Origin of the sequence: Variovorax beijingensis (assembly GCF_003951285.1) — a bacterium.
In the GTDB taxonomy this organism is placed as follows: Bacteria; Pseudomonadota; Gammaproteobacteria; order Burkholderiales; family Burkholderiaceae_C; genus Variovorax; species Variovorax beijingensis.
The window spans coordinates 118,811-132,615 of record NZ_RXFQ01000014.1; the positions used below are offsets into that span (position 1 = coordinate 118,811).

The 13,805-nt window shown below is 69.7% G+C and carries 13 protein-coding genes; 4 read left to right on the forward strand and 9 right to left on the reverse strand.

Annotation, left to right across the window (positions count from 1 at the left end; genetic code table 11):
* Nucleotides 1-5: 5 nt before the first annotated feature.
* The 3 genes from EJO66_RS22710 to EJO66_RS22720 all read right to left on the reverse strand — a co-directional run bounded on the left by EJO66_RS22710 (nt 6) and on the right by EJO66_RS22720 (nt 3,436).
* On the reverse strand, nt 6-392 hold the full coding sequence (locus EJO66_RS22710) for a CBS domain-containing protein (protein WP_125966221.1): 387 nt from the start codon (nt 390-392) through the stop codon (nt 6-8).
* Nucleotides 389-2,833 carry a phosphoenolpyruvate synthase gene (ppsA, locus tag EJO66_RS22715; RefSeq protein ID WP_125966223.1) on the reverse strand — a complete coding sequence of 815 codons (2,445 nt, stop codon included), beginning with the start codon at nt 2,831-2,833 and terminating at the stop codon, nt 389-391. Before ppsA ends, EJO66_RS22710 begins: the two co-directional genes overlap by 4 nt.
* Nucleotides 2,834-2,977: 144 nt before the next feature.
* Nucleotides 2,978-3,436: a peptidase associated/transthyretin-like domain-containing protein gene (locus EJO66_RS22720; protein WP_125966225.1), complete on the reverse strand. Its 459-nt coding sequence runs from the start codon at nt 3,434-3,436 to the stop codon at nt 2,978-2,980.
* Nucleotides 3,437-3,643: 207 nt separating this feature from the next.
* Here EJO66_RS22720 and EJO66_RS22725 point away from each other — a divergent pair, with 207 nt between their 5' ends.
* Nucleotides 3,644-4,666 carry a ribose-phosphate diphosphokinase gene (locus EJO66_RS22725; RefSeq protein ID WP_240648683.1) on the forward strand — a complete coding sequence of 341 codons (1,023 nt, stop codon included), beginning with the start codon at nt 3,644-3,646 and terminating at the stop codon, nt 4,664-4,666.
* Nucleotides 4,667-4,729: 63 nt separating this feature from the next.
* Here EJO66_RS22725 and EJO66_RS22730 read toward each other — a convergent pair whose 3' ends face one another.
* The gene (locus tag EJO66_RS22730) at nt 4,730-5,383 is read right to left on the reverse strand and encodes a hypothetical protein (protein WP_125966227.1); all 654 of its coding nucleotides are present in this window, start codon (nt 5,381-5,383) and stop codon (nt 4,730-4,732) included.
* Nucleotides 5,384-5,525: 142 nt separating this feature from the next.
* Between EJO66_RS22730 and EJO66_RS22735 the strand changes: the two genes are divergently transcribed.
* Genes EJO66_RS22735 through EJO66_RS33060 form a run of 3 tightly spaced genes read left to right on the forward strand, consistent with a single transcriptional unit; the run spans nt 5,526 to nt 6,356 of the window.
* Nucleotides 5,526-5,930 (forward strand): c-type cytochrome, encoded by a 405-nt coding sequence (locus EJO66_RS22735; protein ID WP_125966228.1) that lies wholly within the window; start codon nt 5,526-5,528, stop codon nt 5,928-5,930.
* A 42-nt stretch (nt 5,931-5,972) separates the two neighbouring features.
* Nucleotides 5,973-6,137, forward strand: a complete 165-nt coding sequence (locus EJO66_RS33055; protein WP_240648686.1) for a hypothetical protein — start codon at nt 5,973-5,975, stop codon at nt 6,135-6,137.
* Nucleotides 6,138-6,164: 27 nt separating this feature from the next.
* Complete coding sequence (locus EJO66_RS33060; RefSeq protein ID WP_240648689.1) at nt 6,165-6,356, forward strand: RT0821/Lpp0805 family surface protein; 192 nt, start codon at nt 6,165-6,167, stop codon at nt 6,354-6,356.
* A gap of 72 nt (nt 6,357-6,428) precedes the next feature.
* Here EJO66_RS33060 and EJO66_RS22745 read toward each other — a convergent pair whose 3' ends face one another.
* The 5 genes from EJO66_RS22745 to EJO66_RS22765 are packed head-to-tail and all read right to left on the reverse strand — an operon-like array spanning nt 6,429 to nt 13,719.
* Nucleotides 6,429-7,700 carry an NAD(P)/FAD-dependent oxidoreductase gene (locus EJO66_RS22745; RefSeq protein ID WP_125966230.1) on the reverse strand — a complete coding sequence of 424 codons (1,272 nt, stop codon included), beginning with the start codon at nt 7,698-7,700 and terminating at the stop codon, nt 6,429-6,431.
* A gap of 31 nt (nt 7,701-7,731) precedes the next feature.
* Nucleotides 7,732-9,141, reverse strand: coding sequence for a TolC family protein (locus EJO66_RS22750; RefSeq protein ID WP_240648691.1), 1,410 nt, complete (start codon nt 9,139-9,141; stop codon nt 7,732-7,734).
* Between the two features lie 2 nt (nt 9,142-9,143).
* Nucleotides 9,144-9,353, reverse strand: coding sequence for a YgaP family membrane protein (locus tag EJO66_RS22755; protein WP_125966232.1), 210 nt, complete (start codon nt 9,351-9,353; stop codon nt 9,144-9,146).
* Nucleotides 9,350-12,658, reverse strand: a complete 3,309-nt coding sequence (locus EJO66_RS22760) for an efflux RND transporter permease subunit (protein WP_125966234.1) — start codon at nt 12,656-12,658, stop codon at nt 9,350-9,352. The genes EJO66_RS22755 and EJO66_RS22760 overlap by 4 nt, the downstream gene beginning before the upstream one ends.
* On the reverse strand, nt 12,655-13,719 hold the full coding sequence (locus tag EJO66_RS22765; protein WP_125966236.1) for an efflux RND transporter periplasmic adaptor subunit: 1,065 nt from the start codon (nt 13,717-13,719) through the stop codon (nt 12,655-12,657). Before EJO66_RS22765 ends, EJO66_RS22760 begins: the two co-directional genes overlap by 4 nt.
* Nucleotides 13,720-13,805 lie beyond the last annotated feature (86 nt).

The following is a 13,805-nucleotide window of genomic DNA, read 5'->3' on the forward strand; positions in this document are numbered from 1 at the left end:
ATGCCCTAGCGAGAGGGCATGAAGGTGCGCACGAAATCCAGCGACGACACGACGCCGGCGATTCCGCTCCTGTCGGTCACGACGACATGATGGATCCCGCGCTCGACCATGAGCGCTGCCACCATGCTCACCGGCATTGCCGCGTCGACGACGATCGGCTTGTAGGAGCACATCTGCCAGGCGCGGGTGGCGGCCGCATCGCGTCCCTGGGCATGGAAGGCGACAAGGTCCGAGGCGCTGACGACGCCCACGACCTCGCCCCGGGCCGGTTCCACGACCGGCACCCACGTCAGGTGCTTGCCCGCGAGCAGGGCTTCCACGTCGGCCACGCTGTCGTCCATGCCGGCGCTGTGCACCGGGCGTCGCATCAGGGTGGAGATGGTCGGGTTCATGGCATGGCTCCTTTCGTTGGCTGGCGCAGCGTTCGCTCCAGCCGTTGCTCGACGGCGAGAACGTCGCGGGTGATCCTGAGCAGCGTGTCGGGCGTCACGCTCATCGAGTCGATGCCGAGTTCGACCAGGTAGGCGGCCATCTCCGGGTAGTCCGAGGGCGCCTGGCCGCAGATGCCCACGTGGCGGCCGTTGCGTCGGCCGCCTTCGATGGTCTGGCGGATCATCGCCTTCACGCCGTCGTCGCGCTCGTCGAAATCGAAGGCCACGATGCGCGAGTCGCGGTCCACGCCCAGAACGAGCTGCGTCAGGTCGTTCGAGCCGATCGAGAATCCATCGAAGAGCCTGGCGAAGGCGTCGATCTGGATCACGTTGTTCGGGATCTCGCACATGACGTAGATCTCGAGTCCGTCGACGCCGCGCCGCAGGCCGTGCGCAGCCATCGCTGCGAGCACGCGCTCGGCCTCCTGGATGCGGCGGCAGAAGGGGATCATCAGCTTGACGTTCGCGAGGCCCATGTCCTCGCGCACCCGCTTCATGGCGGCGCACTCGAGTGCGAAGCCTTCCGCATAGGCCGGATGCGTGTAGCGCGAGGCGCCCCGGAAGCCGATCATCGGGTTCTCTTCCTCCGGCTCGAACCCGCTGCCGCCGAGCAGGCTGGCGTACTCGTTGGTCTTGAAGTCGGACATGCGCACGATCACCGGCTTCGGGTAGAAGGCCGCCGCGATCGTGCCGACGCCTTCGGCCAGTTCGCGCACGAAGTAGTCGGCCGGCCGCTCGTGGGAGCGCGTCAGGCGCGCGATCTCGGCGCGCACCGCGGGATCGGCGACCTTCTCTGGATGGACCAGCGCCATCGGATGCACCTTGATGTGTTCGGCGACGATGAACTCCATCCGCGCGAGACCCACGCCGTCGCTGGGCAGCAGCGCCGTCTGGAAAGCGCTGTCGGGGTTGCCCAGGTTGACCATCAGGTGTGTCCGCGGCCGTGCGAGCGCCGAGAGCTCCACAGTGGTCTCCTCGAACGGCATTGCGCCCGCATAGACGCGTCCCTCGGCACCCTCGGCACAGGACACGGTGATCTCGTCGCCGGTGCGGATCCTGGCGGTCGCGTTGTCGCAGCCGACGACCGCGGGAATGCCGAGTTCGCGCGCCACGATGGCCGCATGGCAGGTCCGTCCGCCGCGGTTGGTGACCACGGCGGCCGCGCTCTTCATCACGGTGCCCCAGTCGGGCATCGTGGTCTCCGCGACCAGCACCTCCCCGGGCCGGAACTCGCCGAGCGCCAGCACGTCAGTGACGACGCGTGCCTTGCCCGACGCGACCGACGAGCCCACGGCGCGGCCGGTGAGCAGGGGCGGGGCCGTCGCGTGCAGGCGGTATTCGTCGATCCGGTGGAGCGGCTTGCGTGAGGCCACGGTCTCCGGTCTCGCCTGCACGATGTAGATGTGGCCGTCCAGCCCGTCCTTGGCCCACTCGATGTCCATGGGCGTCGGGCATCCCGCGCGGCGGCTGTAGTGGTCTTCGATCGCCACCGCCGCATCGGCGAGCGCCAGCACGTCGGCGTCGCCGATGCAGTAGCGCGCCCGGTCCTCCGGCGAAGTCGGCAGGTTGCAGGTGGACTCGCGGCCGGCGCCCTTCGAATACACCAGCCGGACCTCCTTGCCGCCGAGCTTGCGCCGCAGCACGGTGCGGTGGCCCAGCTTCAGGGTGGGCTTGAAGACGTAGAACTCGTCGGGATCCACCGTCCCCTGGACGACGTTCTCGCCCAGGCCGTAGGCGCCGGTGATGAAGACGACGTCGCGGAATCCGCTGTCGGTATCGAGCGTGAACATGACACCGCTGGCGGCTCGGTCGGAGCGCACCATCTGCATCACGCACACCGACTGCATGATCTGGAAGTGGTCGAAGCCGTTGTCGACGCGGTAGGCGATCGCGCGGTCCTTGAAGAGGCTCGCAAAACACAGGCGTACGGCGTCCGTCAGCCGCGCCTCGCCGGAGATGTTGAGGAAGGTCTCGTGCTGGCCGGCGAAGCTGGCCGTCGGCAGGTCCTCCGCGGTGGCGGAGCTTCGCACCGCCACGGTCATGTCAGTGCCGTACTCCGCCTGCAGCTGCGCATAGGCCGCGCGGATCTGGCTCGCCAGTTCGTCGGGGAGCGCGGCGGCGTAGACGATCTCGCGAGCGCGCTGTGCGCGCCGGGCCAGGTCATCGACGTCCCGGACGTCCAGGCCGGCCAGGGCTTCCTTCAGGCGCGGCAGCGCGCCGGCACATTCCAGCGTTCGCCGATACGCATCGGCCGTGATCGCGAAGCCGTTGGGCACGCGCACGCCAAGCGGACTGAGTGCCCGGTACATCTCGCCGAGCGATGCGTTCTTGCCGCCGACGATTGGCACGTCGTCCGCGCCGAGTTCGCGGAACCATCGGATATAGCTCGCCTGCGAGGCCATGGGCATCTCCTTGCATTGTGTTGCCGTGCCTGCGCATTCGGCGCGGTGTCCTTCAGATGCAGGCCAGGAGATGGCCAGTATCGGGAAGATGCCGCGCTGCACCTTGACATGGCGCAAGAGACGGCGATCGATGACGAAGCCGCATCAGGACTCTCCTCGGAAGAGGTCGGACAGGGCCCCTCGAAGATCGTCGGTGGCGGGCCAGTAGAGGGTGGCCCGCGTCGCGCCCTTGCCGACGCGGATGGTCTTGGTGCGCATCACGCCGGCGTAGCTGGCGCTGACGCGGTAGACGCCCGGGCTCAGCACGACATGGAACAGGGGGCCTGTGTCCGTGAACGGACCGTACGAGGCGCTGCGGTCCGCGGTTTCGACCCAGACGGTCACGCCCGCGACGTAGGCCCCGGTCCGGGCCTCGGCGAAGGTCAGCTGCAGGTTGTAGAGATCCTGTGTCGCCAGCATTTCCTGCTGGCCCTCGTAGCTGATGCCGCCACTCGCATGCGTGCCCGGTGCCAGCACGGGTGAGGCGGCGATGGCGGGTCCTGCAGCACCCTGCAGGGCAAGCAGCATGGCCGTGAGGAGGGAGGTGGACTTGCGCGTGTTCATCGGGGATGACCGTGGGTAGTGCGTGAGGCGATTCTTGACGGCGCAAGGCCGCATGTGCTTGCGCTGGCGCAAGGACTGCGACCCCGGGCCGGCCTAGAGTGGCGGCACGAACGGAAGGATGGCAGCCATGAGACTGGAACGAGTGCCGGCCCGACGGGCCGGAGGGACGCTGGCGGACTTTCGCCGGGCGACGCCGGGGAGCGGCGTGTGACCAGCAGCGGGAGTGCCGAGGCCGCCCTGCGGCGCGATGCCGCCGAGGCGCGATCGATGCTCGTGTTCTCGCTCGAACCCGACGAGCCGCTCGGGCGGGCGCTCGCGGATGCGCTGGACGTCCCGCTGTCGCCGCTGGAGGAAAGAGCCTTCCTCGATGGCGAGCGCAAGCTGCGCCCGCTGGTCGACCCGCGCGGCGCCGATGCCTATGTGGTTCAAAGCCTGCACGGTGGACCGGTGGAAAGCCCGCACGACAAGATATGCCGGCTTCTCATGTTCATCGCGACGCTCAAGGACCATGGCGCCGCGCGCGTGACCGCGGTCATTCCCTACCTGGCCTATGCGCGCAAGGACCGGCAGACCAAGCCGTTCGATCCGCTGGGCCTGCGTTGCCTGGCGCAGTGGCTGGAGTCGGCCGGCATGGCGCAACTCATCGTGCTGGAGGTGCACAACGTCGCCGCCTTCCAGAACGCGTTCCGTTGTCCCTTCATCCACCTGTCGGTGCACCATGCGTTCCGGCACGTGGCGGAGGACATCGCCGGCGGCGGCAGCCCGATCGCGGTCGCTTCTCCCGATCCGGGCGGCGTCAAGCGTGCCCTGCTGTGGCGCGAGGCGCTCGAGGAGCACCTGCGCGAGCCGGTGCGCTTCGCGATGATCGACAAGCGCCGCAGCGCCGGAACCCTGAGTGGGGGAGAGCTGGTCGCAGGCGAGGTGGCGGGCACGAACGTGCTGCTGCTGGACGACCTGGTCGCCAGCGGCGAGACCCTGCTGCGCGGCGCCCGGGCGCTGCGCCTCTCGGGCGCGAAGAGCGTCACGGCGTTTGCCGCCCATGGGCTTTTTGTGGGGAACGCGCCGCAGACGCTGGCGGACGATGCGATTTCGAAGCTGGTCGTCAGCGACAGCATGACGCCGTTCCGGCTGCCGGCGCAGGGACCGTCCAGGGAGAAGCTGAGGGTCGTGTCGGCAGTGCCGCTGTTTGCGGAGGCGGTCCGTGCCAGCCACGTCGGCTGGCATCGGTAGCAGCCCGGCACCCGATGCAGGCCGCTCGATGACGGCCTCCTTCGAAGGTCCGGGAGGGCGGGATCACTTCTTGCCGGCGTCTGCGGGGCGGGCGGCGCGCTTCATCGCTTCGGCAGTGCGCCGGGACAGGTCCGCTGCGGCGCGGGCTGCGTTGCGGGTCGCTTCCTCCGCCTTGTCGAGTGCTTCGCGCGTCGCCTGTGCGGCCTTCTCGGCCTCTTCCTTGCCCGACTGCGCGGCGCGCTGGACCGATTCCTCCGCCCTGGCGAGCGCCTCCCGGCTGGCAGTCACCGCCTTGGCGCTTTCCTCCTGGGCGGCGCGCGCGGCATCCCTGGTTTCCTCAAGCGCCTTGCCACTGGATGCCGCGGTCTTCTCTTCCAGCCGCCGGGCCGCGTCGGCCGCCTTCTGCGCGGCCCGGCGGATGCCTTCGGCCAGCGCCTTCGACACCTTGCCCGCAGCGACCTTGCTCCTTTGCGCTGCGGCCTCGGCGGCATCGGCCGCCTTGCGGGCCGCCTTTTCAGCATCGCGCGCGCTCCGGGCGGCGGCATCGCGAGCCTTTTGGGCGCCGCCTTCCGGCGGGCTCAGCTGGGCGGGGGCGGTGTAGTCCTGGGCCAGCGCGGCGGGGGCGAATGCCGCGGCCCCCATGGCGATCGCGATCGGTGCGATCAGGGCGCGAACGACGCGATCCGTGGGAAAGAGGGGAAGGGTGTGGTGGGTCATGGGATTCTCGGTGAAGCAGTGCGATCCACTCTAGGGACCTGATCGCGCGCTTCAGTTGCGCTGGATCAAGCGGCGATCTTCGGCGGCGCGGAGGATGGGGTCTCGCCGCTGACGGTCGAACAGATAGACAGAGGAGTCTTCGATGCGCCCCATGCTCGTTCCCGCGGATGGCTGCCTTGCGCAGCGCTTGCGGACATTGGCAGCGATTGCCATGGCCCTCGTTTTCCTGCACGGCAGCCCGGCCCGGGCCCAGTCCCGCGGCGAGCTGCTCTACGACATGAACTGCATCGCCTGCCACAGCGAGAAGATGCACTGGCGCAGCGCGAAGCTGGTCAATGACTGGGCCAGCCTCGAGGAGCAGGTGCGGCACTGGCAGCAGGCCGCCTCGCTCGGATGGAGCGATGAGGATGTCATGGAGGTCGCCCGCTATCTCAATGAGCGCTTCTACGGCTTCGCGCCGAGGAACACGACGGGTGTGCTGGAGTCCCCGGTGCCAGCGCCATCCGCCGCGGGACCGACGCGGATTGCTCGGCCGGGTCGGCCTTGAGGTCCGTCGCTGCCTCGAGGCTTCGGCAACCTGGAGATGTGAATGAAGCCCGTACCGATTCTTGCCGTTCCCTTCCTGGCTTTCCTGCTGAGCGGCTGCGCCGGCATGCATGCGCGCAATGAGGGCGCCACGCTCGTTGGGGCGTTTCGGGGCGCAGGGCTAGGCAGCGTGGCCGCCCGCGCCATGGACAAGGCCGATCGCCGCTAGGCGGCGCGTGCGCTCGAATCGCTCCCATTGGGCCAATCCGCGAACTGGCGCAACCGCGAGACGGGCGACAGCTTCGTGCTCACGCCCACGCGCACTTTCGAGTATCTCGGCACCATTTGCCGGGACTTCACCGTGCAAGCCGTGGTCGGCGGCCGTGCCGACACCGCGCTCGGCAGCGCCTGCCGCCAGGACGGCGGCAGCTGGCGCATGTCCGGCTGACAGCAAGCCCGACGCCCAGATGGCCGCGTCGCTTCCGGCGAGGCACCGGGCAGGCCACTCGACCGGCCGACCTCAGCGTTCGAGCCGCTCGATGCCGAGCGCCTTGAGCACGTACTTCTCGTAGATCGGTTCCGACGTGCCGTTCTTCATCTTGTGCATGAAGTACTTCTCGAAGGCGATCTTGGCAAGATGGACCCACTTGCCTTTCTTGAACCAGTTCACGTTGCGCGGTGGGATCTGCGGCAGCGCCACGAAGGCGGCGCCCGTATCGCCCATGTCGGCCAGGCAGATCGCGTTCCACGTGCCCTTGGCATCGGCCGGACGGCCGGCGAGTTCGGCGGCGATGTTGTGCACGATGGCCGTGATCATGGTCTCGATCATGTAGCCGGTCTTCGGCGCACCGGTGGGCACGGGCGTCGCCTCGACGGGCGGGATGGCCACGCAGACGCCGGCCGAGAAGATGTTGCGGTACTTCCTGCTGCGCTGGTATTCGTCGATCAGCACGAAGCCGCGCGGGTTGCACAGGCCCTCGACCGCCGCGACCGCATCGACGCCCTTGAACGCCGGCAGCATCATGCTGAACTTGAAGGGCAACTCGTGCTCCTTCTTCGGCTGGCCGTGTTCGTCCATCTCGGTGACGAACATCCTGCCGGGCTCGACCCGCGTCACCTTGGCGTTGGTGATCCACTTGATGTCGTTGTTGCGGAACTCGCTCTCCAGCATCGATTTCGAGTCGCCCACGCCGCCCAGTCCCAGGTGGCCGATGTAGGGTTCGCTGGTCACGTAGGTGATCGGCACCTTGCTGCGCAGCTTGCGGCGCTTGAGGTCCGTGTTGAAGATGAATGCGAACTCGTAGGCCGGGCCGAAGCACGACGCGCCGGGCATCGCGCCGATGACGGCCGGACCGGGATCCTTCAGGAACTCCTGGTACTGCGCCCAGGTCTTCTCGGCATGGTCGACGACGCAGATCGACTGGGTATGGCCGTCGGGGCCGGCGCCCGGCACCTCGTCGAAGGCCAGCTTGGGGCCGGTGGTGATGACGAGGTAGTCGTAGGGGAGGGTGCTGCCGTCCAGCAGCTCGAGCGCATTGCCCGCCGCATCGATGCGCGTCACGCGCTGGGCAACGAACCCGATGCCCTTCTTCGCCAGGTGCGGGCGGATCGGGAAGGTGATCGCATCGCGCTTTCTCCAGCCCACCGCGAGCCACGGGTTGGAAGGCACGAACTGGAAGTAGTCGACGGCGTTCACCACCGTGATGCGGTGCGACGTGTCCAGCGCCTCGCGCAACTCGTAGGCGGCGGGCATGCCGCCTGTGCCGGCGCCAAGAATGACGATGTGGGCCATGGATGTCTCCTCGATGACGTGATGCAGGAATTCAGTTCGGGGCTGCCGGCTCGAGCTCCTCGTCGACGGCGCGCAGCATGGTGTCGTCCAGCTGCCCGGCGAGCGCAGCGAGGCGAAGCCTGTCCATCAGCAGCCCGGCACGGGCCTGGACCAGCGCCAGGCGGGCGGCGGCGGCGTCGTTCTCGGCATTCAGCACGTCCAGGGTGGTGCGCTCGCCCACCTCGTGCCCCAGGTGCGTCGCATCGCGCCGCGCCTCGCTCGCCTTCACGCCTTGCGCCAGGGACTGCACGCGCTCGGCACCGACGCTCAGCCCGAGCCAGGCGGAGCGAACCTGCTGCGCGGTCTGCTGGTGGCTGCGATCCGCTTCTGCGGCGGCCTTGTCGGCCAGGCGCAGGGCCTCCTCCTGCCTGGCGCTGCGCATGCCGCCCGTGTACAGGGGCACCGAGATCTGGACGCCGATCATGCGGTCGGTTCCCCGATTGGCGGCCGAGCCGAAATCGCCGCTGCCGCTGAGCCGGTCGCGCGAGGCCTGGGCGACGAGGTCGACCGTGACGGAGGACTGCAGGCCGAATTTCGCGGCCTCCTGCCTGGCGGCCTCGGTGGCGATCTGCCGCGCCCGGATGTCCGGATTGCCCGCCTGTGCCTCGAGCAGCCACGCATCCAGGGGCCGCGGCCGGGCGTCGGCCAAGCGGCCGGCCGGCAGGCGCGCCGACAGCGTCGCGGGCGGCAGGCCGGTGCTGTCGGCGAGCAGCTCGCGCTTGAGCCGCACCTCGGTCTCGGCCGCCAGTACCTGCGCCTGGATGCCGGCCAGGCGTGCGCCTGCCTCGTACGTGTCGGTCACGGGCGTCGCGCCGAGCGTGAAGCGGTCCTGCGCTTCGGTCGAGGCCCGCTGCACCGCGTCGCGCTGGAGCTTCAGCACCCGCAGCGATTCCGCCGCCAGGGCGAGGTCGAAATAGCGCTGCGCGGTGCGCAGCATCAGCGCCTGCCGGGCAGACTGCCACTCGAGGTCGGCCAGATCGGCCGAGAGGTCCAGCAGCTGCTGCTGGGCGCGCCGCTCGGGGTTGTACAGCGGCTGGCTCGCCGAGACGGCCCAGCGGCCCGCCGTGCCGTCCTTGATCGAGGTGTTGAAGTTCACGCCGCTCGACGGACTGGAGCCCGGCGCGGAAAACTGCGCGCCACGGGTCCGGGTTTCGTGCGTTGCAATGCCGGCCGAGGCGCTCACGTTGACGGTGGGCCGCCACAGCGCCGCCGCCTGGTCGCGGCGCGGCATGGCGGCCGCATGCGCCGCGCGTGCCACGGCATGGTCCATGTCGGCCTGCTCGGCGGCACGCCACACGTCGAGCAGGTCCGTCGCGCGCGCCGCGGGTGCGGCGCACGCCAGCGCCATGGCGCCTGCGAGGAGCGAGGCTCGCAGGCGCATCGGCCCTCGCGCGACGGGCATGGTCAGCAGCCCGGGCGCGCGCCGAGCTTGCGCATGATGGTTTCCATCAGGCACCACTTGGTCAGCGCGCTCTGCAGCAGGTTGGCGCCGACGAAGGCGGTGAAGGCCAGCCACCAGGTGCTGACGTAGATCGGGCTGCCCGGCACGCCCAGGGCGAGCGAGAGCAGGATGAAGGTGCCGGCGACGAGCCGCACGAGTTGCCAGGAAGTCATGTGGAAGCTCCTTGAGGTGGTGGGACGGTGAAAGAGGCCGGGTCCGGTTCCGCGGACCCCGTCGTGATCGCACCCAGGCGGTGGCGGTAGGCGACGTAGTAGAGGATCGGGATGACGACCAGCGTCAGCACGGTGGAGACGAAGATGCCGAAGATCAGCGAGATCGCCAGGCCGTTGAAGATCGGGTCGTCGAGGATGAAGAAGGCGCCGAGCATGGCCGACAGGCCCGTGAGCATGATCGGCTGCGCACGCGTGACGGCCGAGTGCACGATCGCATCCTTGAACGGCATTCCCTCGCGCACCTGCAGGTTGATGAAGTCCACCAGCAGGATCGAATTGCGCACGATGATCCCGGCCAGCGCGATCATCCCGATCATGCTGGTCGCGGTGTACTGCGCGCCCAGCAGCGCGTGGCCCGGCATCACGCCGATGATGGTCAGCGGGATCGGCGCCATGATGATCAGCGGCGTCAGGTAGGAGCCGAACTGCGCCACCACCAGCAGGTAGATCAGCACCAGGCCCACCGCGTAGGCGGCGCCCATGTCGCGGAAGGTCTCGTAGGTGATCTGCCACTCGCCGTCCCACTTGAGCGCGTAGTCGCGCCAGGCGTCCTCGGGCTGGCGGATGAAGTACTCCACGAGCGTGCCGCCGCCGGGCGTCGCGATCCGGGCCAGCTCGCCGCGCATCGCGAACACGCCGTACAGCGGGCTGTCGAGCTTCCCGGCCATGTCGGCGACAACGTAGTTCACCGGCAGCAGGTCCTTGTGATGGAGCGGCTGTTCGCGCACGGTATCCGTCACCCTGACCAGCTCGCGGATGGGCACCAGGTGGCCCGCGGCGCTGCGCACCGTGAGCTGCAGCAGCGCGTTCAGGTCGCCCTGGCGTTCGGCCGGCAGCTGCAGGGTCGCGGCGGCGGGGTACTTGCTCTGGTCGTGCAGGTAGGCCGTGGCCTCGCCGGCCAGGCCCGCCCGCAGCGTGGTCACGATGGCCTGCTGCGGCACGCCCAGCATCGCCGCCTTCCGGCGATCGACCAGCAGCAGGGTCTTGGGCGCGGTGGCGATGCTGCTGTCGTCCACGTCGACCAGCCCCTCGGTCTTCTCGAACACCGCGCGCACCGCCTTGGCGACCTGCTGCCGCCCTTCGGCCTCGGGCCCGTAGATCTCGGCCACGATGGGCGACAGCACCGGCGGGCCCGGCGGCACTTCCACCACCTTGACGTTGGCGCCGAATCGCCGGCCGATCTTCTGCAGGGCGGGGCGCACGCGGGTGGCGATCGCGTGGCTCTGCGCCTTGCGCTGGTGCTTGTCGACGAGATTGACCTGCAGGTCGCCGACCTCGCCGCCGGCGCGCAGGTAGTACTGGCGCACCAGCCCGTTGAAATTGATCGGCGCGGCCGTGCCGGCATAGGCCTGGTAGTCGGTGACCTCGGGCACGGTGGCCAGGTAGGCGCCCAGTTCCTGCAGCACCGCGGCGGTCTGTTCGACCGGGGTTCCGGCCGGCATGTCGACAATGACCTGGAATTCCGACTTGTTGTCGAAGGGCAGCATCTTCAGCAGGACCAGGCCGCTCGCCGGCAGCGCGAGCGAGACCGCGATCAGAAGGCCGATGCCCAGCCCCAGGAAGCGGCGGTTGCGCGTGCCGCGCCGCTCGTCGAGCAGCGGACGGAACACGCGCTCGAACAGCGGCGCGAGCCTGCCCGCCAGGCCGTGCGCAGCCCTGCGGCCATCCGGCTCGGCCGCGTGGGCCGGCACGGCCTTCATCCAGAGCCGCGCCAGCCAGGGCGTGACCACAAAGGCGATCGCCAGCGACAACAGCATGCCCATGCTCGCATTGATCGGGATCGGGCTCATGTAGGGCCCCATCAGGCCGGAGACGAAGGCCATCGGCAGCAGCGCGGCGATCACCGTCAGCGTGGCCAGGATGGTCGGGCCGCCCACCTCGTCGACCGCGCCGGGGATGATCTGCGCCAGCGTGCGCCCGGGGTACAGCTGCTGGTGGCGATGGATGTTCTCGACCACCACGATCGCATCGTCGACCAGGATGCCGATCGAGAAGATCAGCGCGAACAGCGACACCCGGTTCAGCGTGAAGCCCCAGGCCCAGGAGGCGAACAGCGTGACCGTCAGCGTCAGCACCACCGCGGCGCCGACGATCGCCGCCTCGCGCCGACCCAGCGCCACGAACACCAGCGCCACCACCGAGGCGGTGGCGAACAGCAGCTTCTGGATCAGCTTCTGCGCCTTGTCGTTGGCCGTGGCGCCATAGTTGCGCGTCTCGGCCACCCGCACGTCGGCGGGAATCACGGTGTTGCGCAGCACCTCGACGCGCCGCATCACCGCGTCGGCGACGTCGATGGCGTTCTCGCCCGGCTTCTTGGTGATCGAGAGCGTGACCGCCGGATATTCGGCCGGGCTGGCGCCGTCCCTGCCGGCCTCGCCATGCCAGACGTAGCGGCTGGGCGGCAGTGGCCCGTCGCGCACGGTGGCCACGTCGCGCAGGAGCACCGGCTTGCCGCCGCGCACGCCGACCACCAGATCGCCGACCTCGCTGGCCTGCCGCAGGAACGGGCCGGATTCGATGGCCACGGCCTGGTTGCCCGAGATCAGCTCCCCGACCGGCAGCCCGAGGTTGGCGGACTGCAGCGCCGTGCGCAGGTCCGCCACGGTGGCGCCGGCCCCGGCCATGCGCGCGGGATCGAGCTCGACCAGCACCGCGCGGCCCGCGCCGGCGATGGTGTTCACCTCGCGGGTGCCCGCCACGCGCTTCAGGTCGGCCTCGATGCTGTGGGCCACTCGCTCCAGATCGAAGGGGCCGACCGCGGTGTTCCTGCTGAAGAGCGTCAGCGTCACGATGGGCACGTCGTCGATGCCCTTGGGCTTGACGATCGGGTCGAGCACACCTAGGCCCCGGGGCAACCAGTCGGCGTTCGCGTTGACCGTGTCGTACAGGCGCACCAGCGCCTCGGTGCGCGTCACCCCGACCTTGAACTGCACCGTGATCACGGCCATGCCCGGGCGCGACACGGACATCACGTGCTCGACCCCGGCGATCTGTGCCAGCACCTGCTCGGCCGGCCCGGCCACCATCTGTTCCACGTCCCGCACGCTGGCGCCCGGAAAGGGGATCAGCACGTTGGCCATGGTGACGTTGATCTGCGGCTCTTCCTCCCGCGGCGTCACCATCACCGCGAACGCGCCCAGCAGCAACGCCATCAGCGCCAGCAGCGGCGTGATCCGGGCGCCCTGGAAGAACGCCGCGATGCGTCCCGAGATGCCCAGCGACGGGGAGCGGCCCTGCTGCGTCATGGCGTGGTCTGGCGAAAACGGGCGGCGGCCTGCGGGTCGGTGGCCACCCGCTCGCCGGGCATCAGGCCCGAGAGGATCTCGACCTTGTCGCCCTCGACGCGGCCCAGCCGCACCTGGCGAAGCAGCGGCCGGCCCTGCGCGTCGAGCACGTAGAGCCCGGTCATCTCGGCGCGGCGCACGATCGCCGAGAGCGGGACGGACAGGCTCGGCCTGACGCTCGACCCCCCTTCGGCCGAAGGCAGCCACAGCCGCGCGAACATGCCCGGCACGGCACCGCCCAGGCCGGCCGGAAGATCGGCGCGCAACTGCACCGTGTGCGTGGCCGCGTCGACCGTGGGCAGCAGCTGCATGCGGGCCGGCGTGACCCATTGGCGCGGCGCAGCCAGGCCCGGCAATTCGGCCCGGGGCAGCTGGCCGGCCGCCATCTGCGCTGCCACGGTCTGCGGGATCGCCGCGGTGATCCGCAGCGCGGACGGGTCGTAGACAGTGATCAGGGGCCGGCCCGGCATGGCCATGTCGCCCAGCGACACCGGCACGTCCGCGACCACGCCCGTGTAGGGCGCGCGGATGACGTGCAGCCCGCTCTGCGTGCGCGCCGCGCCGGCCTGGGCGCCTTGCGCAGCGACCTGCGCACGGGTGGCCTTGAACTCGGACTCGGCGCGCTCGAGCGCCGCCCGGCTGATGTAGTTCTTCTTGAACAGCTGCTGCTGGCGTTCGTATTCCCTGGTGGCGACCTCCAGCGATGCGCGCGCGGCCTGGACCTGCGCGTCGCTGGCGGCGGCATTCTGGTCGGCGGCCCTGGCATCGATCTGCAGCAGCACCTGGCCGGCCTTGACGGCATCGCCCGCCTTGGCGTCGAGCCGGACCACCGCCCCGGACACCTGCGCGGCGATGACGGTCTGGCGCACCGCCTCGACCACGCCGTCGAAGCCCGATGCGGCGGCGGCGGCGGGCTGCGCCGTCACTGCGTTCAACGCCTCTGGGGCGGCCCGTGCGGGCGTGGCCAGCGGGAGCGAGGCGACCAGAGCGGCGGCGAGGGTCAATGAGCGGATCTTGGGCATGGGGACAGTTCGAAGGCCGATGCCCAGCCCGGCCAACCCGGAACTGGAATCACATCGGCAATTGGTAAAGTATTTGCGCACATAGC